This is a genomic window from Leuconostoc pseudomesenteroides KCTC 3652 (assembly GCF_014634745.1).
Classification (GTDB): domain Bacteria; phylum Bacillota; class Bacilli; order Lactobacillales; family Lactobacillaceae; genus Leuconostoc; species Leuconostoc pseudomesenteroides.
In genome coordinates, this window is sequence record NZ_BMBP01000010.1 from 48,476 (window position 1) to 74,205 (window position 25,730).

Genomic DNA, 25,730 nt, shown 5'->3' on the forward strand with positions numbered 1-25,730 from the left:
AAATGGCTTATCAACATAAAACGACGCAAACCAAAACAATGCTATTAAATAGCTTGCTTGATTTAATGGTTAATAAAGAACTAGAAGATATTACAGTTCGTGATATTACTGAATATGCAGGTGTTAATCGTGGCACTTTTTACCGCCATTTTAAAGATAAAATGGACTTAGTTGAACAAAAAGAACGACAAATTTTTCAAGATTTGAAACAGGTAGAATTAGACATCAAAGTCTTTGATGATACGGCTAATATTGTGATATCTTCTGAAAATGTCTGTAAACTAACGACTTATTTATATACACAACGACGTTTTTTGGCAAACTTATTGGGATCAAATGGTGATATGACATTTGAACACCAATTATTGAAGTGGCTATATAGCACCATTATTGACAATTTGGCCAGTGCTGGGCTTGATGTGACACAAAAACATTTGAAAATTGTGGTCCATTATCAAGTGTCAGCTATGCTTGGCGTGATACGCTACTGGTTCATCGAAGACCAAGGGGTGACGTCACCTGAAACAATTGCCCAAATTATTTACAAGCTAAATCATGACGGGGTTTGGCGAAACTTTGAAAATCGTCCATTATGAGGTGGTATATATGGTAACAAACTTATATAGAATCAACGCTTACCATCCAGATAATTGGCTAATTAATGATGTTGAGAATATTAACGATGCTCTGGCATTAAAACGAACAATTTGCGTAATTCTCAAAATCCGCTACAATAATATGAGATGAATTGAAGGTGAAAAGACATGTCTGGAAGTAAAATACTCGCCAGTGCACATTATGTGCCAAGTGATATTGTGACAAATGATGATTTAGCCAAAATCATGGATACCAATGATGAGTGGATTCAAGCACATACGGGTATTAAAACACGTCACATGTCATTGCAAGGTGAAAATACAAGTGATTTAGCGACTCAAGCTGCACGGCTTGCTTTAGCGCAAACTAATCTAACAGTCGAAGAAATCGACCTGATTATTGTGACAACGTTCACGCCTGATGGGCTGGCACCATCAACTGCGGCTTTGGTACAACGCAATTTGAAAGCAACGAATGCGTGGGCTTATGATATTTCAACTGCTTGTTCTGGATTCGTTTTTGGTGTGAGCACGGCTGATAAATTTTTGCGCTCAGGCGTCTACAAAAATGCCTTAGTTATTTCTGCTGAAGTCAACTCAAAGATGATGGATTTCAAGGATCGGACGAGTACAGTATTTTTTGGTGATGGTGCAGGGGCAGTTGTAATGACTGCGACCCAAGGAAATGGTGTCTTATCAAAGGAAGAAATGCACACTATTGGTAATGAAAATGTTGTACATTCCGGTAGAATCGCACCACTGACCTCACTTTCTGTGGAAAACTATCCAAAAACGGATGCTTTTGCACAAGAAGGCCGTGAAGTATTTAATGAAGTGACAACACTAATTCCGCAACACATTAAAGATTTTCTAGGTGACAAACAACTACTGCCTCAAGATATCGATTATTACATTCCACATCAAGCTAATCTACGCCTAATTGAATACATTGCAGAAGCTTTGAATGAACCAATGGCTAAATTTTCAACCAACGTCATCCGGAATGGTAATACCTCCTCAGCTGGCATTGCGATTGGGTTTGATGAATTAAATCAAACAGTTGATTTAACTGGTAAGCGTGTCCTGCTAACAGGTTTTGGCGCAGGATTTACATATGGCAGCTTATTACTCGAATTTTAAAGAAAATATTAAGAAATTTAAGAAGTTTAAATTTTAAAAAAGACGATTTAAATCATTATAAAAATGATTTAGTCGTCTTTTTTGACAAAAATTGTTGAAAAATCAAAAAAAATTTCCCTTTAAAACCTTATAAAATCAGCCTAAAACGGGCGCTGTCATAATACTGTAACATTGTTATCTGATTGAGAAAACGATACAATGTTTGCGTTACACCGAGTAGGTATACTGGATATTGTTCTTAAGAAATACTTAATAACACATCAAAAATTTAATGTTTGAATTGAATCTATCCAGGAGTTAATACATATGAGCAATAATATCAAGAAGACCTTGTTAGCAACAGCAGCTGGAGCAGCCGCTGTTGTCGGTGGTCATGCGGCCGCATCTGCTAATACAGTAGAAGTCAAGTCTGGTGACACGTTGTCAGCTATTGCTGCTGCAAACAACACAACAGTTGCTGAACTAGCTAAGAACAACAACATCAGTAATGAAAACCTCATCTTAACAGGTACTTCACTAGAAGTTAGCACATCAACGCAATCAGTTTCTGGTTTGTCTTCTGATGGTAGTTCATATACTGTTCAAAGTGGTGACACGCTATCAAAAATCGCCGAAAAGACAGGCGTGAGTGTTTCAACTTTGACTTCGTTAAATGGTGTTTCAAACCAAAACTTGATCTTAACTGGTCAAGAGCTGTCACTTAAAACAGCGACATCGGCTGCTTCATCTGCAGCAACAGTTGCAACAGTTGCCGCATCTTCTGCAGCGTCAACTGCTTCATCGGCAGCAGTTGATACAAGCAATTTGAAGTATATTGCCGCTGCTGATACTAACAACGATGGCTTCATGAGCTTGAGTGAGTATAATACTTATGTTGCTAACGGTGGCTCAACCACTTCATCTGCAGCTACGACAACGACGTCAGCTGCAACAAGTTCATCTGCATCTTCAGAAGCAATTACTTATATTGCCGCTGCTGATACTAATAAAGATGGCTACATGACAATGGCTGAATACAATGCGTACAAAGCTAACGGTGGCTCAACGGCAACAACTACGACACAGACAACTACTGCACAAACTACTCAGACAAGTACATCAACATCAACAAGTACAGGCTCAGCGACTGCAGACGCAACAATCAACGCATGGAACGCTATGCGCGCCAAGATGGGATTGAACCCAATTCGTATTTCATCTGCATTGACAGCCCAAGCACAAGGCCGTGCACAAGCGATTGCAACGTCATCAAACTGGTTTGGTACACATGTTTCTTCAGGCACGCCTGAAGTGGTTGCTAATGGTTTTGGTGCTGGCGCTTCAGTTATTAACGCATGGTACTATGAAACAGGGATGGTTAATGGTGGTCACACAGCTTTCATTATCAATCCTAGTTTCACTGAAGCGGGTGTTGGATACTATAATGGATGGATTGTTATCAACGCACATTAATATGCAAAACAATTATTTACAACTTGCCTTAAACAAAGTTGGCCAAACATATAACGACCGCGATAGCGGTCGTTTTGTTTCACAACAACTTATTCATGCTAAAGTACCAGTAAATGATGGCAGTCGTTGGTCTACAGACCCTGAAAAGCTCATTGATCAAATGGACCACTTATTGGGCGTATTACAAGCGACACCGGGTGACATACTTTTCTGGGGTACTCAAAATAAGCCTTATGAAATAGGTATATATGTCGGGGGTAATCATTTCATTGCAGTGCATCGACGAACACATCAAGTTCGCATCCAAACATTATCTAAAAGTTGGTATCCCAGCATTGCTGGTTCAATTATGTGACACATAAATGCAACCGTTTTGACACAAAATCGACATCAAAGTACTCATTATGAAATAAATGTGATTAAACAGAATTATTGACAACAAAGTGAAAAATATCTCCAATATACACGACATAGCCATTTGATACACTAATACTTGTCGAGAAGACCAAACAAATAACAAATACTAATTATGAAAATCTCTTTCAGGAGTTCAAGAATATGAAAAAATCTACTATTACAAAGTCAGTTGTAGCAGCTGCTGGTGCATTTGCTGTTGCAGGTGCTGCACAAGTTTCTGCTAACACAATCACTGTTAAAGCTGGTGATACACTTAATAAGATTGCGGCAGCCAATGGTACAACAGTTGCTGCCTTGGCAAGCGCTAACAACATTTCAAATGTTAACTTGATCTTTGTTGGTCAAACATTACAAACTAATGGTACGTCAACATCATCAACAACGACATCATCAAGTACAACAACGTCTTCAACATCAACAACTAGTGGTACATACACAGTTAAGTCTGGTGACACTTTGAACTCTATTGCTGCAGCTAATGGTACAACAGTTGCTACATTGGCTTCTGCTAATGGTATTTCAAATGTTAACTTGATTTATGTTGGTCAAACATTGAAGTTATCAACAACATCAACTTCAACTAGCACATCAACATCATCAACAACTAATCAATCTTCATCAAACAGTGCTTCTACTACAAACACTAGTTCAAATACAACAAGTAACACGTCAACAGTTACGACATCTGATGCAACAATCAATGCATGGAACGCTAAGCGCGCCTTGCTTGGTTTGAAGCCAATTCGTGTCTCAGCTGCTTTAACTGCACAAGCTAATGCACGTGCACAAGCAATCGCCACTTCTTCAAACTGGTTTGGTACTCATGAAGCTTCAAACACACCTGAAGTTGTTGCTAATGGTTTTGCCGCTGGTGCAACAGTTATTAATGCTTGGTACTACGAAACTGGCATGGTGAATGGTGGTCATACTGAATTTATCGTCAACCCTAACTTCACTGAAGCTGGTGTTGGTTATTATAACGGTTGGATTGTTATTGACGCACATTAATGAATGCTTAAAAGTGGATAATCGTTATCCACTTTTTTTGTGTTCTCATGTATAGTAGAAGGCAGAGGTAAAATAATGTCATATCAATTTACAGAATTATCTGAATCAGATTACGCAAATTTTGAGAAGCAGAGTGAAGCAGGCTCGTTTTTGCAATCTATCGAACAAGCCCATCTTTTGAAAAAAAGAGGGTACACAATATGGTTGCTAGGTGTTAAAGAAAACGAACAGGTTGTTGCGGCTGCACTGGTGATGCGTGAAACTGTCAAACTGGGTTATATCTTCTCAATAGACCGTGGGCCATTACTCGATTTTGAAAACCAAAGTCTATTTCATTTCTTTATGACAGAATTTGCTAAATTTTCACGCCAAAATGGTGGGCTTTATGTTGAAGTTCGTCCTAATGTGACACTCAAGCTTGCAAATGATCATGGGGAAACACTTGGTGATGAAAACAATAGTTTTATTTCGGAAATGACAAGTTTAGGTTTCACACATGTGCCCTTTGTGGATGGATTTACAACGGCTGGCTCACCTGAATGGGAATATTTAAAAGACATTTCTGAATTAACTGACGTGAAAAGTGTGCGTGCATCGTTTACAAAAAATGCACAGTATTATCTGAAAAAAAATGCGCAATTTGGCATTAAAATACGACAATTATCACGTGAAGATCTACCTGATTTTAAAGAATTGACACAAAAAACAGCAAATAGATTACATTATAAAGATAAAAATTTGAATTTTTACCAAACAGTGTATGATGAGTATCAAGATGATGCAACCTTTTTATTTGCTGAGTTAAATTTTGATGATTACATTAGTGAAGAGACACATAAAATTTCTGAACTAGATCAAAAATTAGCAAAAATCAATCAGAAAATAGAAAAGTATCCGAATAATGACAAATTCAAGCGTCAATATGCTGAATTTGATGATCAAAAACAACAGCATATTAAGAGAATTGACAAAGCAACTGACCAAAAGAAAATGGCGGGTAAAAATGTTGTGGTTGTCGCTGGTGCTTTGTTCATTGAACAACCTCAAGAAATGAATTATCTTTATTCAGGTACTTATGAGGAATATATGGACTACTATGGTCCATATCAAATACAAGATCTTATGATTAACCGTGCAGTTGAGCATGGGATTAAGCGTTACAATTTCTATGGCATTGCTGGTAAATTTGATGGTAGTGATGGTGTATTGGGCTTCAAAACTTCATTTAATGGGTATGCCCGTCAATTAGTTGGCAACTTCACCATGCCTGTCAATCCTATTAAGTATAAAATCTATCGTTTATTGAAGACTTTGATTGGACGCGGCTAATTAGCTCGGGAAATTTTAGCGAGTGAATGTGTAAATGTGGTAAGCTAGATAGAGTAATTATTCAAACTTGGCGGTAAAAACATGAAACGCAACCCATATTTAGAGGATCGTGATAATAAAAACGACGCGCGGGCTAATTTGCCAACACGATTAAATATATTGTTAGGGATTTCCTTGTTACTGATGATTGCACTTACCGTGCAGTTAGCTTTTTTAACGATTCAGCAGGGATCTGATTATAAAGCAGAAGTTAATCGAAGTGATGAAACAGTTGAAAAAGGCAACGTACCACGTGGGCTCTTTTATGATTCAACTGGTCGTGTCATTGCCGGAAATAAAGCGCAAACAGCTATTACTTTCACTCGTGGAACCAATATCAGTTCTGCAACTATGCGTGAAACGGCTGAAAAATTAGGTAAATATCTGACTGTTGATACATCTCGGTTAAGTGATCGATCCAAAGCTGACTTTTATTTAGCAGATGCCAAACAGGCAGCAGCTGTCCAGAAAAAGATTAACAAATCTAAGAAAAAGGGTGAAACTTATACAGCAACACAGTTAACTGATTTATCTGTTAATTATGTTGAAAAAAATCATCTCATTGATTCTGTTAATGAAAATGATGCGATGATTTTTCAGCGCATGAGTGGTGCGTATGCGCTGTCAACGACCTTTATTAAAGAAGATGATGTGTCAGAAACAGAATTAGCTGAAATTGGTGAACGACTCAGCCAATTCCCTGGTATTAAAATTGGGACTAGTTGGTCACGACAATATCCTCAAGGTGATGATTTTAAGGCATTAATTGGTAATGTTACTAATGAGTCAACGGGTTTGCCTGATGATCGCTTGCATACGCTGCTAGCCCAAGGTTATTCTCAAAATGAGCCAGTTGGAAACTCTAGTCTTGAAATGACCTATGAATCAATGCTGAAGGGTTCAGCCTCACAAACGGTTGTGACGACTGGTACAGATGGCACTGTGAAATCGTCAAGCATCAAGTATGATGGACAGGCGGGAGACAGCTTAAAGCTGACTATTAATTCAGAATTCCAAAAAGCGGTTCAAAAAATTCTTGAGGATAATTTACCCGGAGGTGATGTTCAAGGTGCTTATGCCACTGTTATGAATCCATATACTGGTGGTATATACGCTATGGCCGGTGTTGATCAAGAGTATGGTACTAATAAGAAAACGGCCGATCCAACTGGTAACATTAACCACGCGATTGTTATGGGATCGGTTGTGAAGCCAGCGGTCTTGACAACAGCTTTCCAACGTGGTGTTTTATCAACGTCCAACACGACGATGTACGATCAAGCTATCAAAATCCAAGGTACACCAACAATTACGTCATATTGGAACAAGGCTGGAACACCAATAGCCGTTGATGCACAGACCGCTTTGGAACGATCATCTAACACCTATTTCGTACAATTAGGTATGAAAATAGGTGGACAAACATATAGTGCTGGTTCACCTCTAGCCCTTAATTCCGATGCTTTTCAGACACTGCGAAATGGGTTAGCGCAGTATGGATTAGGCATTAAATCAGGTATTGACATTAGCGGTGAAACAGCTGGTTATAGAGGACCAACCACAGGTGAAAACATTGGTAAGTATTTATATGAGTCGTTTGGACAATATGATACATACACAACACTGCAACTAGCGCGTTATGTTTCAACAATTGCCAATGGTGGTTACCTCATACAGCCACATTTGGTTGATTCTGTTTTGCAGAGTATTCCTAATAGCACTAAAATGAAGACGGTATGGAAAGCTTCTCCTAATGTTCAGGGACAAGTTCAGTTGAGTTCTGATGAGTGGCAAGTTATCCATGAAGGTATGAATCGTGTTGCTAATGGTTCAGATGCCTATAATACAGGCGGTACGCAACTGCATAAATTAACACCACATGTTTATGCGAAAACGGGTACTGCTGAAACAACAACTAATGGCCATCAGACATTTACAGAATCGATTGTTGCCTATGTCCCAGGTCAACCTGTGGCAATGGCGATGGCCATTCCCGGTATGAATAATTATTTGGATGGTACTAATGGTAAAATTGCAGCAGCAATTATCGATGCCTACTGGAAGTATGTTCAAAATAAACCTTAAAACAGCGAGAGCTGTTTTTTTTTGTTTGTCAAAGCTCAAATTATTTATTTAGTTTATAGTTGACAAAACAAACTAAAAAGACTAATATATATTTTGTTAATTTAAATTTAAACTAAATAAATATTTAAGGAGTAAGTAATGGATAACACAGAAATTTTTGATGAGTTAACGCGGTTGGTACATCAACCAGCGATTTGGGTAGCAGCGCGCACACTGTATGGCGGACAAAACCAAAAACCAGATAATAGCCGTCGATTATTAAGAATTTTAGCAGAAACAACGAATCACCTGACAGCAGGGACCATTGCTGATATATTAGATATTCGGCCGGCATCTGTGACACAGCTAATTAAAAAGCTTGAGACTGCAAAATATGTTGAACGTGTCCAAGATTCAGAAGATGCTAGAGTTGTTCGTGTCAAAATTACGGATGATGGCAGACAACACCTTGAACATTTAGACAATACTCGTCAAGATTTTCAGGCTGATATTTTTGGTATCTTTAGTGAGGATGAGCGGCAGGCATTTGGTGAATATTTGAAGCGTTTAAATGAACATGTTGCTTCGGAGACTTTTATTAAAAGTATTAGTGATAATTTCAAAGGACACGAACGCATGATGTTTAATCATATGCAACAAGCGCACCTCAAACAAAATGAGCGCTTTACTAAAGCCATGCAACAGCAACGTGAACATATGGCAAAACACGGCTTTAATCGACACGATAATAATTGGTTTTCATAACCATTAACTATTGTTATCATTGCTAAAATTTATGTATTAGGAGAAATACAGTATAATGGCAGAATTTGATCGCAACGGGCATGTAAAGACATACCAAAATATTCAAGGACAACCCAAAGCAAAAGTTTCTGGGTTGTGGCATTTAATCAAACTTTCGCGCCCACAGTTTAAATGGATGGCGTCTGGTTTGTTTTTTTCAATCATTGGTGTTGTCTTTAATTTACTGACCCCGAAGTATGCAGGAAATTTAATTAACTCTTTTACAGGAAAAAATTTCAGTCATATTCATTTAAGTAGTTCATTGGTGACGTTAATTTTAGTTCTTTTTGTTGGTGGGGCGATTATTTCAGCATTAGGGAGCTTTTTAACTGGCGTTGCTGGTGAACAGTTGGTACGAAATTTGCGACAAATCGTCTGGGATAAACTTGTTGTTTTTAAAATTTCTTACTATGATCAAGTTAAATCTGGTGAAACAACTTCTCGTCTGACCAGCGATACTGCGCAAGTGAAAACACTAGTTGCTAACGCTCTACCAAGTTTTTTAACTAACTTAATTGCCATGGTTGGTGCTGTGATATTAATGTTTACCACTGACTGGCACATGGCCATTTGGATTTTTATTGCCGTACCCGTTACTGCTCTTTTGGTAACACCAGTCTTTATTTTTGGATCAAAAGTAGGTCATGCAACACAAGATGCAATGGCTGAATTCACAGGCGCTTCACAAGAAACATTATCAGAAATGCGGTTAGTTAAGTCATCTGGTGCGGAAAAATTCGCATTGCATCGGGGCGCTCAACAGATTCAAAATTTGTTTAAATATGGTCGTCGCGAAGCAATTGTTGATGGTGTTATGCAACCCATCATGACCATGGTGATGATGGGATTGTTTGTTTTAATACTGGTAGTTGGCTCTCTGCGCGTGGCTAAGGGCGAGTCCAACATGGGAACGTTGTTTAGTTTTATTATGTATTTGTTCCAAATTATGCCTGCACTCGTGTCGGTGGGGACATTTGGATCAACGTTTGCTAAAACACAAGGCGCAACACAACGCTTAATTACGTTACTGGACACACCAGTTGAAGATTTAACTAAGGGTGACAGTATTAATGTTGAAGGGCAAACAATTGTCGCTAATCAAGTTGACTTTGAATATGAAAGTGGTAAACCTATTCTAAAGAATGTCACTTTTGAGGCTAAACCAAATACGATAGTCGCTTTTGCGGGCCCGTCTGGTGGCGGAAAATCCACTATTTTTCAATTACTTGAACGTTTTTACCAACCCACGTCAGGTGAAATAAAGGTGGGTGACTATAATATTGACAATGTTAGTTTGAGTTCATGGCGGCGACAAATTGGATTTGTATCCCAAGATTCCGCCATTATGGCGGGAACAATTCGTGAAAATTTGACTTACGGTCTAGAAGAAACCTACACTGCTGAGCAACTGTGGCATGTATTGCATTTGGCGTATGCAGAACAATTTGTGTCTGAAATGCCCCAAAAACTGGACACACAAGTTGGCGAGCGTGGGGTCAAAGTTTCAGGTGGGCAGCGACAACGTTTGGCGATTGCACGCGCATTCTTGCGTGATCCAAAAATTTTAATGTTAGATGAAGCAACTGCCTCCTTAGACTCTGAATCAGAAGCGATGGTACAACGCGCTTTAGAAAAATTGATGGAAAATCGCACAACTTTAGTCATTGCGCACCGTTTATCTACAATTGTTGATGCGGACAATATTTACTTTATCGAACATGGTGAAGTTACTGGTTCCGGTACCCATCAAGAACTTTTGGCGTCTCACGAACTGTATGCAGAGTACGTACATGAGCAAATTGTGACCGATTAAACTTTGCTTTGATTACCAGTCTCTGGACTACTGTGTAACGAAGAATAATTTACATCGTGGAATACTTATGATAAACTAAACACACATTATAGAAAAGAGAAATCAGCCATGGCATTTTTAAAACTAACTGATATCCACAAATCATATTTTCTCGGAAAAGATGAATTTCCTGTTTTAAAGGGCATTGATTTGTCATTTGAAAAAGGTGAATTTGTCTCAATTCTAGGAGAATCTGGTGGTGGAAAATCAACCTTAATGAACATCATTGGTGGCTTAGACCGAAATTTCGAAGGAACGGTTGAAGTTAATGGTGAGAAGTTAGACCACAAACAAGAAAAGAAACTTGATGTTTACCGCCGCCAAACAATTGGTTATATTTTTCAAAGTTTCAATTTGATTAATTATCAAACTAATTTGGAAAACGTTGAAACATCATTGAATATGACGACGTTGTCAGCTTCACAACGTAAGCAACGTGCTACGGAGTTGTTAAAAAAAGTTGGCTTGGCAGAACACATTCATAAATATCCTTCTCAACTGTCAGGTGGACAGAAGCAACGTGTTGCAATTGCTCGCGCGTTGGCTGCTGATCCTGACGTGATGATTGCTGATGAGCCAACTGGTGCGTTGGATTCTGTGAATACCAAAGAAGTATTGGAATTACTTGAACAGATTGCGCAAGAAGGCAAATTAGTCATTGTTGTCACACATTCTCAAGCAGTTGCAGACTACGGCACACGTATTTTACACATGGCTGATGGTAAAATAGATGAAGAAAAGAATCTTAAGCCACGGTTTGAAACACCGGCTACAACTGATCGCCTAACATCTAGACCTCTATCACAAGGATCAGTTTGGGACATGGCGTTTGACCATTTGAAATTCAAGAAGCTACAAAACTTTCTGATTATCTTCGGATCAGCAATTGGTGTTTTTTCAGTTATTCTATTCTTAGGACTAGGAAACGGTATTAAGGGTTATATTAATGATCAAGTGAACTCGCTAGCTAACCCTAATTACCCAACTGTGTTAAAAAATACGACGGATAGTAAAGACGCTACTGCTACTGAACGCGCGCAAGCAACAATGCAGGCGGCTGCTACTGATTACACATCTACTACCATATCAGATCAACTTATCAAGAAGATTGATCAGGTTAAGCATGTGGACAAAGTTTATAAAGGCTATCAATTCAATGGTGCTGTCTTCAAATATGGTAATACGCAATCACAGGCTGGCACACAGATTCAAACATGGACACCGGCCTATGCCGACAAAGTTATTAAGGCTGGTCGTAAGCCAAAGGCAAGTAATGAAATTGTGATCGACAAGGCTTTTGCCAAGAAGGCCAACACAAATTGGAAGTCATTACTCAATAAAAATATCACTTATACGTATGTTGCTTATAACGCTCAAAACCAACCAGTACCAGTGACATCAACGATGAAAATTGTTGGTATTACTGATGGTGGTCAAAGTGGCACAATCTTTGCTGCAACAACGTCCGGTATCAAAAAGGATTTAACCAAAGCAAATGCTGTGACAACTGCCAACTTCTTAACACTATCAATCAAAGATACGCAAGAAATTCAAGCAACTGTTGATGCAGTCAATAACTTGAAAGAGAATGGCAAACAAGCTGTCGCTGCCATTTCACTTGGATCCCTGTTGAAAACAATTAACACGATTACCAGCTTAGCGTCGTATGTATTAGCTGCAATTGCGGGTATTTCATTATTTGTCTCAGCAATTATGATTATCGTGACAACGTACATGTCTGTTTCAGAACGTACAAAAGAAATTGGTGTATTACGTGCCTTGGGAGCGCGTTCAAAAGATATTCGTGGCCTCTTTACGAATGAAGCCCTATTGATGGGTATTATCTCAGCAATATTTGGTATTGTGGTGGCTTACTTAGCCCAGTTTGCAATGAACGCAGCCCTTTATGGTTTGATTAAGTTTAATATTGTTCAGGTTTCTGTTGGCAATGTTATCTTCGCAGTGGTTATCTCACTAGTTATTGCCTTAATTGCTAGCTTTGTGCCATCGCGCAAGGCTGCCAAGTTGAATACAATTGACGCATTAGCTGCCGATTAATGAACCTTTAGCATAATAACATCTCATAACGAATTAGCTAGTGAATGATTATTCATTAGCTTTTTTTGATATAGCCACTACTGTAAATCTTCAACATATTTTAAGACAATTGGTAAATCAAAACGATAATGTGTAAATAATGGTATAATGAATTTTTAGAACGCACTAGGGGTACAAGTTATGGAAAACAATATGAGCCGCGCGGCACGTCGACAATCAGCACCAGTACCAAATGGACAGCCACCGCGACCACCACGGCCACGAAAGCGACGCAAAAAATGGCGATGGCTTGCTGCAATATTACTATTGCTGGTAATTGTCGGCGGTGTCATGATGTCAATGGTGTTGAGTAATGTGAAAACATCTGTTGACAAAATGTACCGTAGTGCAAAGGTTACAAAAGCACGTGACGTCCAACAAGTTTTGAAAAAAGGTGAACCATTTTCAATTTTAGTTTTAGGAACTGATACTGGTGCCTTGGATCGTGATCGTACAGGATTGACTGATTCGATGATGCTTATCACAGTCAATCCAAAAAAGAAAACCACCACAATGATGTCTATTCCACGTGACATTATGGTAGCGATTGTGGGCCATGAGAACACTTTTCCACAAAAGTTAAATGCGGCATTTCCAATTGGCGGTGTGAGTTCGACGATACTAACGTTACAAAATTATTTGAATGTTCCGATTGATTTCTATGCGTTAGTCAATATGGGTGGTTTGGAGAAGTTGATTAATCAGGTTGGTGGTGTCAAAGTAGTGTCACCATTGACATTCACTTATCAACCAGACAACGATAAGCCAGACGTGTATAAATTCTATAAAGGTAAAGAAAAGTTTGAATATGCGGCCGATGGCAAGAATTTTAAAACTTACACAACAATGAATGGCTATGCAGCCTTGTCATTTTCTCGGATGCGCTATGATGATCCACAAGGGGATTATGGTCGTCAGTTGCGTCAACGGTTAGTTTTAAAGGCGTTGCTTAAAAAGTCGGCCAGTGCAAAAACATTACTCAACGCTAAATTTATGAGTTCGATTTCCAAAAATGTTCAGACAGATATGAAGTTCAATAATCTTACCACGGTAGCGTTGAAATATATGTCTGCTACTAAAAACCAAACTTCAGAACATATACAAGGTGTTGGCGATATGTATAATGGTGTCAGTTATCAAATGGTTACTGAAACAGAAAAGCAACGTGCTACAACGCTTTTGCGCAAGTCATTAGATTTGAAAGCTAAAAATACAGGGACCCAGTTTGGTGGATCTGTACCAGCCTTATATGCCTACATTGCTGAGTATAACTTGAATATGATTAATGAAACGCTTGATCCACAATGAGAAAGCTAAAAGGCACCAACAGTGCGCAAGTAACTGTCGGTGCCTTTTGTGTTGCATAATTTATCCATGTTATTTGTTATTATTTTTCATAAAAGGAATGCCATCACGCCAAAGATAACCACGATAATAGCTTTCCATAGAAACAATTTGTGTCAATGAAGTGAGTGGGAGGACGATTTTTAGCCATACTAAATCAGTTGTGAAGAATGGAATAGCCATCATGCTAGCCGTCACCAAATAGATGATGATACGAGCTTTTAAAGGGAGCTGGCGTTCAAAGACGCCTTGATGAACGTATTGCTTGTAATATTTATTATTTTGTAGCCATGTGTCGAGTCGTTTTGAAGATTTAGACCATAAAATAGCAGTCAAAACGTAAAATCCGGTCGTCGGGATGCCTGGGATCCAAATTGCAACTGTGCCAATGGCAAAACTCAGTGCGCCTAGCGCCATCAAAAGTATTTTCATAATAACCAGTTTAACATGGACTAACCAATTTATAAATAATAGTGATTTTTTTAATATATTATTACTATTTTAAGAAGTTATCCTTGTTATCGGTTGCTATGACTAGATGTGTTACAATTAAATTATTAAAATCAAAATTAGGATAAGACTATGAGCTATTTAGCGATCGTTGACCTAGGCAGCAACTCTGCTCGAATGGTGGTCGAAGAATTACATAAAGATGGCACGTATACCGAGATTGTTCGGGAAAAGCAGGACACGCGCATTGCGCAAAATATGGGTGCGGAGCTGATTTTGCAAGAAGAACCAATGGCGAGAACCATTGGTGCATTGCGTTATTTCCAGACGCGTTATGCAAGATTTGAACCGGAAGTACGAGCGATTACCACAGCAGCCGTGAGAACAGCCAAGAATCAATCAGAATTCTTGGCACGTGTGAAATCAGCTACGGGAATCACATTTCAAGTTTTGACAGGTGACCAAGAGGCTTATTATGACTATCTAGGTGTTCAAGCAACGCTAAAAGTTGAAGCGGGTGTAATTTTAGATACCGGTGGGGCATCAGTTGAACTCATTGCTATTAATCACGCCAAAAACATGGCGGCGGTCAGTTTGCCATTTGGTGCGGTGAATTTATCCGAGCAATTCATGTTAGCCAATGATGTGATTCAGAGCAACATTGAAGTGGCTAGTGAGTACATTGTGCAATCTTATCAAAATTTACCTTGGTTATCTTCACAAAAAGGCCAGCCTGTTATTTTGTTAGGTGGCGCCAATCGTTCACTAGCACGCATGGCACGCACGCGGTCTGGCGAAGCCGAAATTAATCAAATTCATGGCTATGAGATGTCCTACGAATTGGTGATGTCGATCTTTGATGAAATTCGTTACATGACACGAGCAGACCGTGAGCAAGTGGCCGGTCTGGAGACGACACGTGCTGATATCATTATTAGTGGCCTTTTACCGCTCGTTAATTTGATGCGTTTGATTGAAGCGCCCAAAGTTATTTTCTCAGAAAGTGGGGTTCGCGAAGGCTTAATCGCGGAAACTTTATCACAAAGACATGACTAAAAAGTTTTATGAATTAACACCTGATGAACGGCTGGCGCTGTTAACGATTGATGATGATGTCCGTGCCGCTTTGTCAGAACAACAAAGTACAGTTAATGCACAACTAGTAGAAAACTATATTAGTGATTTTCGAGTACCGATTGGTGTTGTCCGTGATTTGCTGATTAATCGACAACATTATCAAGTGCCGATGGCAACTGAAGAACCCAGCGTGATTGCTGCTGCAAATAATGGTGCAAAAATGTTGTCTGCGGGCATTGATGTTCAGATTGGTCGCACAGCGATGATTGGGCAAATGATGTTTGTGACTGAAAAATCTTTAGCTGATTTTGTACAAGCCCATCGTTTAGAAATATTGGATATTGCGCGACAAGCACGACCATCAATCTATCAACGTGGTGGTGGCCTTTTAGACGTCGTTGTGCGTCAGGTATCTGAAAATGAAACAAGCGTTGACTTTATTATTGATACACAAGACGCCATGGGCGCTAATATTGTCGATACTATTTTGGAAGCTGAGTTACCACTTTTTGAATCGTTTCATCCACTGGGTGTTATTTTGTCTAATTATGCGACCCAACAGTTAGTGACTGCTACGGCAGACATTGCATTTGAACGAGTGGGGGGCGAACACGTAGCACGTCAAATTGTTGCGCTCAATCATTTTGCGCAAAGTGATCCTTATCGCGCGACGACAGAAAATAAGGGGCTTTTCAATGGCGCTAGCGCTGTAGTTTTAGCGACTGGCAATGATTGGCGTGCCGTTGAGGCGAGTGGGCATGCTTATGCCAGTCGTAACGGACAATATCAGGCACTGACAACTTGGTCCATCAAAAATAACCAATTGCATGGCGAACTGACTATGCCAATTAGCGTGGGAACAGTTGGCGGTGCGATTTCTGTCCTGCCAGCTGCTCAAAACGGCTTAGCTATACTGGGACATGTCAATGCGGATGAGCTACGTATGGTCATTGTCTCAGTTGGTTTAGCACAAAATTTAGCTGCTCTCAAGGCGATTGTGAGCGGCGGCATTCAGCAAGGACATATGCGTATGCAATACCGTGCATTAGCCATGCAAGTCGGTGCTGAAGTTGATGAAGTTAAACGCTTGGTGCCAAGATTAATGGCTGAAAAGCATGTTGCTACTGAATTAGCAACTAAAATATTAATGGAGATAAGAAATGAATCCAAAAGTTAAATCTTTACTAGATGCTGTCAACCAGCTTTATCCCGGCACAGTTATGAGTCGAGTGGGCGCTGAAAACACTGGTGCTTTGCATATTGACCGTGTTAATCAAGAAATCTTGGGACAACGTTTGTTGATTGAAATTGCGGAAGAAACAGAGAGCGATTTTTTGTTAGCTAATGAACTGTTGAAGATGTTACTAACCTTCAATGGCATAACACCACAAGTATTTTTTGCATTGACATTTAAGGATGACAAATTAGATGAACAATTAATTCAAATTGCAACGCGTATGCATCGCGTAGTTGTTCACGCGATTACTTACCGAGAATTAGCCAAAAAGCAAATGTTGACACAACAAACGGCTGATGCATATTTGGCAGGTGTTCAGTCTGAACTAACGCCAGAAAATGGTGATCTGGATGAGGAGAGTTTATGGCGTTTGCTCATGGTATTAGATGCCTTGGTATTTGCCGATAATTTAGTTGAGGCCAATGATTTTACAGCTGTTCTAGCAAATAAGTATCCGCTCGCATATACGGCTGCGCAGAAACTTTCCGAGCCAATATTAAAGGCAGATTTGAAGCAATCACGCCAAATTCGACACCAAATGGTAACATTATTTGTTGGTGTTGACGAAGTTTTAGCCAGTTGGGGAAAGCCTACTGTAAATGCAAAAGAGTATGTTACCTTAACAAGTGTTTTGTCTCAACGCCAGCTCGCATTACCAGTTAATCAGGTATTTACGATTTTCCATTCGGAAATGACAGATTTTCAGACCAAAAAGACAGCTTATGTCGGTCTAAATAAGGGGGATGAGCAAAATAGTTTTGTCATTACACCACCTGAAAACGAAGCGGATCGACCAGCTTTTTTCAAAGCATTATATGCTATGAAAGTCTCAGAATTGTTTAAAAAATTAGCATTACCTTACATCGAAAGAGTTTAAATTATGTTAGTCACACCAGAAATTCAAAAGCGCTTTGACGACGCTAATCATATTGTGTTTATGACGGGAGCGGGTGTGTCAACGCTCTCGGGCATTCCTGATTACCGTTCTAAAGGCGGAATATATGATGGTGTTGCCTTACGACCAGAGTACTTGTTGAGTGCCACGGCTTTTCAAAATGAACCAGAAAAACAATATCAATTTATGATTGATAATATGTATTTTCCTGAAGCTAAACCGAATGTTATTCATGACAAAATGGCTGCCTTGACACAAGCTAATCGAGCCAAAATTATCACGCAAAATGTTGATGACTTACATGTTAAAGCAGGTTCAAAGCCAGAAAATTTGATTCGTTTTCATGGTTCTCTCTATGATATTTATGCACCACGTGACGGCAAAAAAGCCGATTATCATGACTATTTGCAGAGCATGAAAAGAGCTGATGACGCCATTTTACGACCAAGAATTACTTTTTATGAGGAAATGCCGTTTGAGGTGGAACGTTCAGCACTTTGGGTTCGGGAAGCTGATTTGATTGTGATTGTGGGGACGAGTTTTCAGGTCTATCCATTTGCCGGACTGCTTCAATATGCTAGTCCGCAAGCAACGGTTATGTCTGTCAATTTAGAATATATTGCAACGCCATATCCTATTGATCAAATTGTGGGTGACGCGGGTGACTTTTTCGCGGCGTTATCTTAATCTTCAACAAACTTGAAATATATGAACATTTTTTCATATTAAGTGGTAGAATGAGGTTAGTATATTTCAGGGGAGACGAGATGGCACGTACAAATCAAACTTTAAAAATGAAACAAAGACCTTATGTGATTGGGATTACCTTAAATATTGTTTTTGTTTTGGCAGAATTAATTTTTGCAAAAATTGCCCATTCGACGGCACTTTTTGCTGATGCTTTTCACAATTTGAGCGATGTTTTAGCACTCATAATTGCTTGGTTAGCGGTGGTTGTTTTTGGTTTGAAAGCTACTAAACAACATACTTACGGATGGCATAATATGTCAATACTAGCCAGTATTTTTAATTCTTTACTTTTAATATTTGCCGTCGTAACTATATTTTATGAAGGTATTAGGGATTTGATTACTTCGAATGTCAGTCATGCTAGTGGGGCTACAATTATGATTGTGGCAGCTGTTGGTATTGTGATTAATTTTTCGACCGCATTCTTGTTTAGAGTTTCTGGTGTACCTGATGAGCACGGACATCAGTCACATGACCTCAATGAAAAAACAGCGTACGTTCATTTGTTAGCTGATGCAGGTGTGTCTTTGGGTGTTGTTGTGGCTGGCTTGCTCATTCAATGGACCGGTTGGGTTGCAATAGATGCCATTGTTTCGATGATTATTGGTGTGGTGATTGCAATCACATCATGGCCAATGATTAAATCAACATTTAACTTGGCTCTAAATGGTGTACCCGATGGCATTGATGAGGTAGCTATTGCCCAGTATATTGCTAACCATAACGGTGTGGCGCAGTTTCACGATTTGCATATATGGCCATTGTCAACTACCGAAACTGCCTTAACGGTTCATCTCTCGTTAAATGGCACTGCCACTGAGGGGCAAGTTATTTTAGAAGATATCACCAGTGCCCTGCGAACAACCTTTCATATTAGTCATGTCACCATTCAAATTGAAACATCTAGCTTTGACCAAACGTGCAACCAAATTTAAAATTGTGATGTTACGAAAATGTAATAATTTAATGAAAGGGATTACAAAAGTTGATTTAGAGAGAATTTTCTTTCATTTTAATCACCAAAAAGGCGAATTTTTAAAATGCGCTTTTTTTTGTTGTTGACGTTTTGTGAATAGCGTGTAATATGTAATATGTACTGGAGCGACAATAGTCGAGTTAGGTAATTTTCATAAGCTTTCAACTGCGGTGTTGAATGAAACCCTTTATGAAATTTATTTAGCACTTGTTGTATCTGTTTGGCACGCAGTAAGTTTGCCGACAAGTGAATATTCACGATATGTCAAGTCGAAATTCGTTTATTTTGTTCTGAGGAGAAATCTAAAGGAGAGATAGAATGCAAGATTCTACAAGCGTTAACCCAAAGCATCATCTAGTTGAAAATGCTGATGACACTTTGAGTTTGAGTGATGTTAACAGCTCGATTGAAGCACCGAAAGATGGTTCATTCTGGCGAAAATTATTAGCCTTTTCAGGCCCTGGTGCTCTTGTTGCCGTTGGTTATATGGATCCGGGTAACTGGGTAACTTCTGTTGGTGGTGGTGCACAGTACCGTTATGTTTTGTTATCAGTCGTATTGATTTCATCATTGATTGCCATGATGTTACAATATATGGCCGGTAAATTAGGTATTGTCAAACAAGAAGATTTGGCACAAGCAACGCGTGATCGCACTAACAAACCAGGTGGTATTGCACTTTGGATTATGACAGAGTTGGCATTAATGGCCACAGATATCGCTGAAGTTATTGGTGGCGCGATTGCCTTACACTTGTTGTTTGGTTGGTCAATGATTGCCTCTGTTCTGACGACAGCCTTTGATGTTGTTTTGCTGCTGTTACTAATGAAATTTGGTTTCCGAAAGATTGAAGCGATTGTGATGACGCTTATCATCACAATCTTGGTTATCTTTGCTTATCTCGTTGTGCTATCAAAGCCTGAATTGACAGCTTTGTTTGGTGGTTATTTGCCACAACTACAAGATTTAAGTAGTGCTTCACCTATTGGTGGTGGCGACTCTAAGTTGACACTGACTTTGGGTATTATTGGTGCTACAGTTATGCCACACAACCTTTACTTGCACTCATCAATTTCACAAACACGTAAGGTTGATCGTAATGACAAATCTGCAATTAAAGAAGCGGTTCGCTTTATGACATGGGATTCAAATATCCAATTGTCTTTGGCTTTTGTTATCAATTCATTACTTTTGATTTTGGGAGCGGCTTTGTTCTTTGGTCACGCTGATAAAGTTGGTACTTTTGGTTCAATGTATAGTGCTTTGGGTGATAAGACAATTGCTGGTGCAGTTGCTTCACCAATACTATCAACACTATTTGCGGTTGCTTTGCTAGCATCAGGTCAAAACTCAACGATTACTGGTACATTAACCGGTGAAATCATTATGGAAGGCTTCTTACACATGCGTATCCCAATGTGGTTGCGTCGTGTCGTAACACGTGGATTAGCTTTGATTCCAGTTGTTGCTTTCACATTGATTTACGGTGGTGCTGAAGATAAACTGGATCAATTGCTAGTTTATTCACAGGTCTTCTTGTCAGTTGCTTTGCCATTTGCTATGGCACCATTAATTTTATTCACATCATCGAAAAAGATTATGGGTAAAGAATTTGCTAACCCAATGTGGATGACAGTTTTGGGATGGATTACATTCGCTGTCTTAACAGTTTTGAATATTCAATTGGTTGTTCAAATTATTGGTCAACTATTTGGTGCCTAAGAGGAGAGATATCATGAGTGAATTAAACTTAAACATCGAACCAATGCAATTTAAAAACATCTTAGTTGGTGTTGATGAATCACAGCAAGGCTACTTTGCTTTAGCTAATGCGATTCATCAGGCTAGTGAAGACGGATCAAAGTTGACAATTGCCACAGTTTTAGAAATGGGTGATTTGTCAACAATCGACGCACTACACCTTGATTTTATTAAAGAAAAACGTGCCGAGTTTGAAGCTAATTTGGAAAAATATCGTGCGTATGCTGTCTCAAAAGGGGCCGTTAACGTTGAAACGATTTTTGCGGATGGCGCTAAGGCAGGCGAGGTACTTGTGCAGGATATTGCACCACGTGTTGGCGCTGACTTGATTATTGTTGGTGCACATTCGCGTGAAGGTTTCTGGGGATCGCTAGGTTCACAAGCCGCTTACGTTGCTCGCCATGCAAAGATTTCATCAATGGTCGCACGTCACGATAGTTAAACACATAACTGCTAATTGATTAAAACGATTATTTCAAACAGTGTAAACGCTGTTGAAAATGGTTGATATCAAGCGGCAGTTATTTTTTGGTCTATACATGAAAAATATTTCATGTTATAATTTATATGAATATAAATTCATATAAAGGAAATTGAAGGCATGTTACAAACATTGATGACGGCGGCACTATCATATATTGGGACGACAACTGATTATTTTATTATTTTGCTATTTATTTTTGGACAATATCGTCAACCAGCACAAGTACGATCAGTCGTTTTCGGCGCTTACCTTGGTAACGCAGTGTTAGTGATGATTTCGGTAGTTATTGCTCTAGGACTCAAACAAGTGCCTGAAGAATGGCTATTAGGCTTGTTGGGTATTTTGCCAATTATTATTGGTATCAAAAATTATTATTCCGACTCAGATGAGGTGGCTGAAGTTGCGGATAATTTACGCCAATCCGGTAAAAAACAACTAATTCTCAAAATGGTGGGAATTACGATAGCAACATGTGGTGCTGATAACATTGTGCTGTATGTGCCATATTTTACAATGATTAATTTAACGTTGTTACCAATAATTTTTGTAATCTTTATTGTGATTTTATCGTTGGCTTTATTGCTTGCTTATAGAGTGACACAAATGCCGATTATTTACCGACTATTAGAACGCTTTGGTGATAAAGTACAGCTGATTATCTATGTTGCACTCGGTATTTATGTCATGTTTGCAGCTGGTACATTACAACATTTATTTACCCTGTTATAATAGGGGTATGAAAAAAGATGTCATTATTGAACTAGAAACCATTTTTAAATTATTGGGCAATCGTCAGCGATTAACAATTTTGGAGCTTTTGCGTGAACGCGCTTACAGTGTTTCGGAAATTATCGCGATTTTGGATATGGAACAATCGGCTGTTTCTCATCAGTTGAAACTCTTGCGTGAAGCACAATTAGTGCAAACCAAACGTCAAGGGCGTGAAATTCTATATTGCTTGAGCGATTCTCATGTTTTGACGCTTTTAGACAATGCCTTGAATCACGTTTCGCACGTTCTGAAAAAAGAAACACACGAAGAATTTTTGGCTGAAGAAAGAGAAAAAAATAAAAAGGGTTGACAGGGTAGCGATATCTTGGTATTCTAGTGTAGTTGTTTGAAATCAGACAACCACGCAGCATATGCCGCTGTGGCGGAATTGGCAGACGCGCTGGACTCAAAATCCAGTGGTGGCAACACCGTGTGGGTTCGACTCCCACCGGCGGCATAATTAAGGTAATAATGAGTGAAATTAAGTGAAACGCTTGGTATCACTCTTTTTTATTGGCTACACCAGCAATGTTTGCTGAATTTAAAAACATTTTGTTCAGTCTGCTTATCGACTTTTACAAGTTTCTAAAATTAAAACCTAACAAAAAAAGACATCGAATTAATTGATTCGATGTCTTTTTTTGATTACGGCGTCTCGCTCAATGTCCAAGTTAATTCTGATTGTAACTGTTTGCCTAATAATATAGTGTCAATCACCGCGTTAGGATTTAGCCAAATGCTAAATGCGTTAGTGGTATTGTGATTAAACAAAATACTCTTTTGACTGGTTGTCGAATTACCCGACCAGAAGTCAACGCTATCGGTTAAACTATTGTCACCATATTGAATACTCAAATCATTCTTTGAAATCGTTGCTGATTGACCAGATGTAGTCCAATCACTTGTTTGTACCACAGACACTTTGTACGGTATCCCGCTTTCCAAGTTGATGAGATTAACTGTGCCGGTTGCCATATTAGTTGCCAACGGTTTGTTGCCATTACGGAAATTCCCAGCCCCAAGTGGACCAAAAGTAAGGTTAGCAACGCCATCAAAAGTGGGCGCTTGCGCCCAAACATAGGTAACGGGTTCTAATCGATCAGCGTACATTTCCGTTGTGGTAACCATGTCTCCGGTTGGGTGATGGTCCGTTCCGGTACCAACAATTTGCCAAGACGCGCTTGTGGTTTTGTAGTTTTGTCCGTTATCTGTAATCGTTGTACCAATAGATGGTGCTGTCACAAAAGTAGAAATCTTGGTAAACTTAATATTCTCACTCAACGTGATTTTCCAGAGATCAGCAGTCCCAGTAAACGTGACGTCGAAATTGCGAACATCACTAAGCGTATTCCAACCCGAAAGGTTCAAGGTTCTTATTTTTGAGTTATTAAACATGCTACTAAAATCTGTAACTTTAGTTACATCCCAGTTACTAAGATCTAAGTCAGTTAATGCAGTAAGTCGAAACATATCAGATAAATCCGTGACATTGGTAGTCTTAAAATTAGTCAGAATTAAAGTAGTTAGAGCAGTAGAATTTGAAAACATACAACGCATGGTAACAGCCGACGCTGTGCGATCAACGCCCCAATTAGATAAATCCAAGGTCTTTAAGCTCGAAGTTACACAAAACATGTAAATAAAATTTGTGACTTTAGTTACATCCCAACTACTTAAGTTCAAACTTTCGAGACCCGTACCATAAAACATATACTCCATATTGCTAGCATTTGTTGTTTTAAAATTAGTCAGGTTTAAAGTAGTTAATGTTTCCGTGCCATAAAACATATACCTCATGTTGACAGTGGTTGCCGTACGACTACTTCCCCAATCTGTTAAGTTTAATTCCTTTAAATTTTTAGCGTTATTAAACATAAAAGAAAATGATGTCACTTTGGTAACGTTCCACATGTGAAGATCTAAAAATTCTAGCTGAGTTGCACTAAACATTGACGACATATCAGTAACATTTGCTGTTGAAAAATCTGAAAGGTTTAACTCAGTCAATGCAAGCGTTTGAGAAAACATGCTGGCCATGCTGGTAGAGGTTGATGAATCATTGTTCCGCCAGTTTGAAAAGTTCAAAGCCGTTAACTTTGCCTGGTAAAACATATTAGCAAAAGTACTAACTTTTGCGACATCCCAAGTGTGTAAATCTAATTTATTTAATCTAGTACATTGAAACATGTAAGACATATTCGTAACATTATTAGTCTTAAAATTTGTCAAATTTAAAGTAGCTAGCTCACTTATCGCACCAATTGATACAGCAAACATATAAGACATGCTAACAGTTGTTGCTGTACGATTGTTACCCCAATTCGACAAATTCAAAGTGGTTAACGCTGTATCATTATAAAACATATAACTGAAATTTGTTACCTTTGTGACGTCCCAGTCACTGAGATCAAGACTGGTCAAGGCACTCGCTTGACAAAACATATAACTCATACCCGTGACATTAGTCGTCTTAAAGTTCGTTAAATTTAAATTGGTTAAGGCAGAAGTACCTCTAAACATGGACATCATACTAACTGAGGGTACTGTGCGCCCAACGCCCCAATTGGTAAGATTCAAACTTGCTAGCTTTGTTGCTTGATAAAACATGCTATCGAAACCTGCCACTTTTGTGACGTCCCAGTCACTGAGATCAAGGCTGGCTAAAGGTGTGTTGTAGAACATAAAACTCATAGATGTGACATTGGTCGTCTTAAAGTTAGTTAAATCTAAATTGGTTAAGGCACTCGTACCGTAAAACATGTACGCCATATTAGCTGAGTCTGCCGTACGGTTGCTACCCCAATTAGATACATTCAAACTCGCTAATTCAACAGCTTGAGCAAACATATACCCAAACGTAGTAACTTTATCAACATTCCAACTACTCAAGTCCAAATTAGTGACACCACTCTCATAAAACATATTAGACATATCCGTCACATTACTAGTATTCAACGAACTTAAATCAGGATTGGTAAGCGCTTTAGTATTGTAAAACCAATATGCCATTGAAGTGACGTTGCTCGTATCAAAATTTTGCAAATCAATCAACTCACTGAGTTGCACTAGATTAGCGAATAAATTAGTCATTGATACTGGTGCTATCACGTTGCCTTCAAATTGAATGCTTTTAACCGCGGTCGAGGCAATATTGGCATTTGCTAAATTAGTGTTAATTCTCTGACTT

At 38.9% G+C, this 25,730-nt stretch carries 22 protein-coding genes and 1 tRNA gene; 21 read left to right on the top strand and 2 right to left on the bottom strand.

What is annotated here, in order from left to right; genetic code table 11:
• The first annotated feature begins 2 nt into the window (after nt 1–2).
• From IEU65_RS09045 to IEU65_RS09095, 11 genes are all read left to right on the top strand, one after another.
• Nucleotides 3–596 carry a TetR/AcrR family transcriptional regulator gene (locus IEU65_RS09045; protein WP_010287303.1) on the top strand — a complete coding sequence of 198 codons (594 nt, stop codon included), beginning with the start codon at nt 3–5 and terminating at the stop codon, nt 594–596.
• Nucleotides 597–764: 168 nt separating this feature from the next.
• Complete coding sequence (locus IEU65_RS09050) at nt 765–1,736, top strand: beta-ketoacyl-ACP synthase III (RefSeq protein ID WP_010287304.1); 972 nt, start codon at nt 765–767, stop codon at nt 1,734–1,736.
• A gap of 306 nt (nt 1,737–2,042) precedes the next feature.
• Entirely contained in the window at nt 2,043–3,188 is a 1,146-nt protein-coding gene (locus IEU65_RS09055) for a CAP domain-containing protein (protein WP_010287306.1), read from the top strand.
• Nucleotides 3,160–3,543: an NlpC/P60 family protein gene (locus IEU65_RS09060; RefSeq protein WP_010287307.1), complete on the top strand. Its 384-nt coding sequence runs from the start codon at nt 3,160–3,162 to the stop codon at nt 3,541–3,543. Before IEU65_RS09055 ends, IEU65_RS09060 begins: the two co-directional genes overlap by 29 nt.
• Before the next feature lie 203 nt (nt 3,544–3,746).
• Nucleotides 3,747–4,613 (top strand): LysM peptidoglycan-binding domain-containing protein, encoded by an 867-nt coding sequence (locus IEU65_RS09065; protein WP_010287310.1) that lies wholly within the window; start codon nt 3,747–3,749, stop codon nt 4,611–4,613.
• A gap of 75 nt (nt 4,614–4,688) precedes the next feature.
• Nucleotides 4,689–5,942 (top strand): aminoacyltransferase, encoded by a 1,254-nt coding sequence (locus tag IEU65_RS09070; protein ID WP_010287312.1) that lies wholly within the window; start codon nt 4,689–4,691, stop codon nt 5,940–5,942.
• Between the two features lie 81 nt (nt 5,943–6,023).
• Complete coding sequence (locus IEU65_RS09075) at nt 6,024–8,066, top strand: penicillin-binding transpeptidase domain-containing protein (RefSeq protein ID WP_010287314.1); 2,043 nt, start codon at nt 6,024–6,026, stop codon at nt 8,064–8,066.
• Between the two features lie 138 nt (nt 8,067–8,204).
• Nucleotides 8,205–8,810, top strand: a complete 606-nt coding sequence (locus tag IEU65_RS09080) for a MarR family winged helix-turn-helix transcriptional regulator (protein WP_010287317.1) — start codon at nt 8,205–8,207, stop codon at nt 8,808–8,810.
• A 55-nt stretch (nt 8,811–8,865) separates the two neighbouring features.
• Nucleotides 8,866–10,662, top strand: a complete 1,797-nt coding sequence (locus IEU65_RS09085) for an ABC transporter ATP-binding protein (RefSeq protein WP_010287319.1) — start codon at nt 8,866–8,868, stop codon at nt 10,660–10,662.
• A 108-nt stretch (nt 10,663–10,770) separates the two neighbouring features.
• Nucleotides 10,771–12,759: an ABC transporter ATP-binding protein/permease gene (locus IEU65_RS09090; protein WP_010287321.1), complete on the top strand. Its 1,989-nt coding sequence runs from the start codon at nt 10,771–10,773 to the stop codon at nt 12,757–12,759.
• Between the two features lie 180 nt (nt 12,760–12,939).
• A complete protein-coding gene (locus IEU65_RS09095; RefSeq protein WP_010287323.1) occupies nt 12,940–14,106 on the top strand; it encodes an LCP family protein in 1,167 nt (388 codons plus the stop codon).
• 69 nt (nt 14,107–14,175) lie between these two features.
• Here the strand turns inward: IEU65_RS09095 and IEU65_RS09100 are convergent, their stop codons facing one another.
• Nucleotides 14,176–14,574, bottom strand: coding sequence for a YbaN family protein (locus tag IEU65_RS09100; protein ID WP_010287325.1), 399 nt, complete (start codon nt 14,572–14,574; stop codon nt 14,176–14,178).
• A 150-nt stretch (nt 14,575–14,724) separates the two neighbouring features.
• On the opposite strand from IEU65_RS09100, the gene IEU65_RS09105 reads away from it, so the two are divergent.
• From IEU65_RS09105 to IEU65_RS09150, 10 genes are all read left to right on the top strand, one after another.
• On the top strand, nt 14,725–15,648 hold the full coding sequence (locus tag IEU65_RS09105) for a Ppx/GppA phosphatase family protein (protein WP_010287327.1): 924 nt from the start codon (nt 14,725–14,727) through the stop codon (nt 15,646–15,648).
• Nucleotides 15,641–16,846: a hydroxymethylglutaryl-CoA reductase, degradative gene (locus tag IEU65_RS09110; protein WP_010287329.1), complete on the top strand. Its 1,206-nt coding sequence runs from the start codon at nt 15,641–15,643 to the stop codon at nt 16,844–16,846. The genes IEU65_RS09105 and IEU65_RS09110 overlap by 8 nt, the downstream gene beginning before the upstream one ends.
• Nucleotides 16,830–17,783 (top strand): hypothetical protein, encoded by a 954-nt coding sequence (locus tag IEU65_RS09115; protein WP_010287338.1) that lies wholly within the window; start codon nt 16,830–16,832, stop codon nt 17,781–17,783. Before IEU65_RS09110 ends, IEU65_RS09115 begins: the two co-directional genes overlap by 17 nt.
• Nucleotides 17,784–17,786: 3 nt before the next feature.
• A complete protein-coding gene (locus IEU65_RS09120; protein WP_010287340.1) occupies nt 17,787–18,488 on the top strand; it encodes an NAD-dependent protein deacylase in 702 nt (233 codons plus the stop codon).
• A gap of 80 nt (nt 18,489–18,568) precedes the next feature.
• Entirely contained in the window at nt 18,569–19,486 is a 918-nt protein-coding gene (locus tag IEU65_RS09125) for a cation diffusion facilitator family transporter (protein WP_010287342.1), read from the top strand.
• 359 nt (nt 19,487–19,845) lie between these two features.
• Nucleotides 19,846–21,249: an Nramp family divalent metal transporter gene (locus IEU65_RS09130; RefSeq protein WP_010287344.1), complete on the top strand. Its 1,404-nt coding sequence runs from the start codon at nt 19,846–19,848 to the stop codon at nt 21,247–21,249.
• A 13-nt stretch (nt 21,250–21,262) separates the two neighbouring features.
• A complete protein-coding gene (locus tag IEU65_RS09135) occupies nt 21,263–21,730 on the top strand; it encodes a universal stress protein (protein ID WP_010287346.1) in 468 nt (155 codons plus the stop codon).
• Between the two features lie 159 nt (nt 21,731–21,889).
• Nucleotides 21,890–22,501, top strand: a complete 612-nt coding sequence (locus IEU65_RS09140) for a cadmium resistance transporter (RefSeq protein ID WP_010287347.1) — start codon at nt 21,890–21,892, stop codon at nt 22,499–22,501.
• Nucleotides 22,502–22,508: 7 nt separating this feature from the next.
• On the top strand, nt 22,509–22,853 hold the full coding sequence (locus IEU65_RS09145; RefSeq protein WP_139968369.1) for an ArsR/SmtB family transcription factor: 345 nt from the start codon (nt 22,509–22,511) through the stop codon (nt 22,851–22,853).
• Nucleotides 22,854–22,916: 63 nt separating this feature from the next.
• Nucleotides 22,917–23,000, top strand: a tRNA-Leu gene (locus tag IEU65_RS09150).
• A gap of 188 nt (nt 23,001–23,188) precedes the next feature.
• Here the strand turns inward: IEU65_RS09150 and IEU65_RS09155 are convergent.
• A complete protein-coding gene (locus IEU65_RS09155; RefSeq protein ID WP_050799375.1) occupies nt 23,189–25,651 on the bottom strand; it encodes a BspA family leucine-rich repeat surface protein in 2,463 nt (820 codons plus the stop codon).
• Nucleotides 25,652–25,730 lie beyond the last annotated feature (79 nt).

Bases quoted from the DNA above. Each gene is read 5' to 3' on its own strand.
- IEU65_RS09045 (WP_010287303.1), top strand. From the start codon at position 3: ATGGCTTATCAACATAAAACGACGCAAACCAAAACAATGCTATTAAAT.
- IEU65_RS09050 (WP_010287304.1), top strand. From the start codon at position 765: ATGTCTGGAAGTAAAATACTCGCCAGTGCACATTATGTGCCAAGTGAT.
- IEU65_RS09055 (WP_010287306.1), top strand. From the start codon at position 2,043: ATGAGCAATAATATCAAGAAGACCTTGTTAGCAACAGCAGCTGGAGCA.
- IEU65_RS09060 (WP_010287307.1), top strand. From the start codon at position 3,160: ATGGATGGATTGTTATCAACGCACATTAATATGCAAAACAATTATTTA.
- IEU65_RS09065 (WP_010287310.1), top strand. From the start codon at position 3,747: ATGAAAAAATCTACTATTACAAAGTCAGTTGTAGCAGCTGCTGGTGCA.
- IEU65_RS09070 (WP_010287312.1), top strand. From the start codon at position 4,689: ATGTCATATCAATTTACAGAATTATCTGAATCAGATTACGCAAATTTT.
- IEU65_RS09075 (WP_010287314.1), top strand. From the start codon at position 6,024: ATGAAACGCAACCCATATTTAGAGGATCGTGATAATAAAAACGACGCG.
- IEU65_RS09080 (WP_010287317.1), top strand. From the start codon at position 8,205: ATGGATAACACAGAAATTTTTGATGAGTTAACGCGGTTGGTACATCAA.
- IEU65_RS09085 (WP_010287319.1), top strand. From the start codon at position 8,866: ATGGCAGAATTTGATCGCAACGGGCATGTAAAGACATACCAAAATATT.
- IEU65_RS09090 (WP_010287321.1), top strand. From the start codon at position 10,771: ATGGCATTTTTAAAACTAACTGATATCCACAAATCATATTTTCTCGGA.
- IEU65_RS09095 (WP_010287323.1), top strand. From the start codon at position 12,940: ATGGAAAACAATATGAGCCGCGCGGCACGTCGACAATCAGCACCAGTA.
- IEU65_RS09100 (WP_010287325.1), bottom strand. From the start codon at position 14,574: ATGAAAATACTTTTGATGGCGCTAGGCGCACTGAGTTTTGCCATTGGC.
- IEU65_RS09105 (WP_010287327.1), top strand. From the start codon at position 14,725: ATGAGCTATTTAGCGATCGTTGACCTAGGCAGCAACTCTGCTCGAATG.
- IEU65_RS09110 (WP_010287329.1), top strand. From the start codon at position 15,641: ATGACTAAAAAGTTTTATGAATTAACACCTGATGAACGGCTGGCGCTG.
- IEU65_RS09115 (WP_010287338.1), top strand. From the start codon at position 16,830: ATGAATCCAAAAGTTAAATCTTTACTAGATGCTGTCAACCAGCTTTAT.
- IEU65_RS09120 (WP_010287340.1), top strand. From the start codon at position 17,787: ATGTTAGTCACACCAGAAATTCAAAAGCGCTTTGACGACGCTAATCAT.
- IEU65_RS09125 (WP_010287342.1), top strand. From the start codon at position 18,569: ATGGCACGTACAAATCAAACTTTAAAAATGAAACAAAGACCTTATGTG.
- IEU65_RS09130 (WP_010287344.1), top strand. From the start codon at position 19,846: ATGCAAGATTCTACAAGCGTTAACCCAAAGCATCATCTAGTTGAAAAT.
- IEU65_RS09135 (WP_010287346.1), top strand. From the start codon at position 21,263: ATGAGTGAATTAAACTTAAACATCGAACCAATGCAATTTAAAAACATC.
- IEU65_RS09140 (WP_010287347.1), top strand. From the start codon at position 21,890: ATGTTACAAACATTGATGACGGCGGCACTATCATATATTGGGACGACA.
- IEU65_RS09145 (WP_139968369.1), top strand. From the start codon at position 22,509: ATGAAAAAAGATGTCATTATTGAACTAGAAACCATTTTTAAATTATTG.